The sequence below is a fragment of the Candidatus Symbiothrix dinenymphae genome (assembly GCF_001431085.1).
Map to the genome: position 1 here is coordinate 1 of NZ_BBRU01000586.1, position 1906 is coordinate 1906.

Annotated in this window: 2 protein-coding genes and 1 pseudogene; 2 read left to right on the forward strand and 1 reads right to left on the reverse strand. The window is 36.3% G+C overall.

Annotation, left to right across the window (positions count from 1 at the left end; all coding sequences use genetic code 11):
* A pseudogene (locus ASC50_RS06340) lies at window positions 1–287 on the reverse strand (hypothetical protein); the annotation flags it as partial.
* A gap of 532 nt (window positions 288–819) precedes the next feature.
* On the opposite strand from ASC50_RS06340, the gene ASC50_RS06345 reads away from it, so the two are divergent.
* Window positions 820–1296, forward strand: coding sequence for a hypothetical protein (locus ASC50_RS06345; RefSeq protein WP_055431112.1), 477 nt, complete (start codon window positions 820–822; stop codon window positions 1294–1296).
* Window positions 1293–1906: nucleotidyl transferase AbiEii/AbiGii toxin family protein (locus tag ASC50_RS06350; RefSeq protein ID WP_226995442.1), on the forward strand; the 614-nt coding region annotated here is incomplete at its 3' end. The genes ASC50_RS06345 and ASC50_RS06350, both read left to right, overlap by 4 nt.

Below are 1906 nucleotides of genomic sequence, written 5' to 3' on the forward strand. Positions count from 1 at the left end.
TGTTCGGGGGCTTGTGGGCGTTGAGTAGGGGCTGTTGGTGTGGCAGCATCGGGGAATAGTTGCGTTTGTCGGGTGTCGTTTTTGTACATTGTGCCCTCTCCCAGCATCAGCCATTCGGCGTTGATGTTTTTGTATTTTTTCAGGATTGCCTGTAGGATGGGCGTGCTTGCGTTTTCGTTGCGCTTCATGGTTGCCGTCATCGTCTGCGGATTGACGTCGATGTGCGCTGCAAAGGTAGCGGGCGTAAATCCGCCGCTATCCATGATTTGTTTTATTCGATTTTTCATTTGTACTGAACATTTATATGTTTGTGCGGTGCAAAGGTATGGATTATTTTTTACACTTGCAAATTACAATTGCAATAATATTTTATTTTATAGGAAATATGCAAATGCAATTGTGTTTGCAATTGTATTTTACTGTGGTATATTAAGCATGTTTACAGTGTATGCTTGCTCAAAAATAAATTTAACTTTTATCTATAATTTACTGAGAATTACAGGTTTATGTTTTTAATTTTAACATTTCAGAGTAGCCAATCAGCGGTATATGGCTTTTAATGATATTCACTCCCCTACCCTATTCAAGGTTTGGTTTAATGAATATGCCTAATTTACTGAGTTTCAATAAATTACAATGCAATAAAACAAGGTTGTGAATAAATGTTAATCATACAGAAGCAGGAATACAAATGTATTTAAATTATTGAAATGCAGATGTGTTTTTAGGTGTATTTTCAGTTAAAATATAGCCGTAAAGTAGAAAATACATTTGTATAAGCGACTGTATTTTTCTACTCGTTCGTGAAAACCAAATAATTTGTTTACCTTTGCGGAGCAAACAGGGCTTTGTCATTGCGGGCTTGACCCGCAATCCCCTGAAAAGGAGCCGAATGTTGGGCGACAGAGCGATGTAAAACAAGGGATTGCGGGTCAAGCCCGCAATGACAAATTTTTTAGTCGGCAAATGAACAAAGAACAAATAAAATCGGAATTACTCAAGCGACTGCATGAACACCATGCTTTTTGGTCGTATGACAAAAGTTCCTGTCAAACAATATCTGACTGGAACTTGATAAAATTTGTCCTCATTCATTTGGATTTGGATGATACTGATAGGTTGTTTCAAATATATCCAAAAAGTTTGGTCAAAAAGGTTTGGTTGGCAGAGGTGGCAATACAGGGCGAATATTTACGAAATATGAATATCTGCTTTGCAAACCTCTATTTCGATATTAAGCACCCTATCCCCTATTTGAAACGGATAGAAACACGTAACATAAATCAATTTGCATGATGGATAAGGCACTTGTAGCAAAAACAAAAACAATACTTGAATCAATTTCAACATTGGAGACAATCAAGCCCTATATTTTGGTTGGCGGCACAGCCTTGTCGCTTCAAATAAAACATCGTTTGAGTGAAGATTTGGACTTTATGCGTTGGCAAAAAACTAAAAATGAAAAAATGGAAGTCGATATCAAAGCAATAAAAAAAGAATTGAACGACAAAAAACATCGCATTGATACCATAGATATTTTGGATAGTAATCAGGTGCTATTTCTAATAGACGGCGGTGTGAAACTTTCATTTTATGCGGCAGAAAAACGAGAACCAATTGTTCATACCGTGCTGTATATGAATAACTTGCAATTAGCAGATTCAAGTACTATTGCGTCCCTAAAAATGGAAACAATGCTGCGCAGAAGTGCATTTAGAGACTATTATGACTTGTATTTTATTCTAAGAGAAAAATCCGGTCAAGAGATTGTTTCTATCATTGATAATGCCCTCACATACTCTAATCATACGATGAAAAGCAAAAACTTGTTGGGAAAATTAGGAAACCATGAAAGATTTACAATAGATAAAGACTTTCAAAATTTGGAACCAATATCCAACATCTC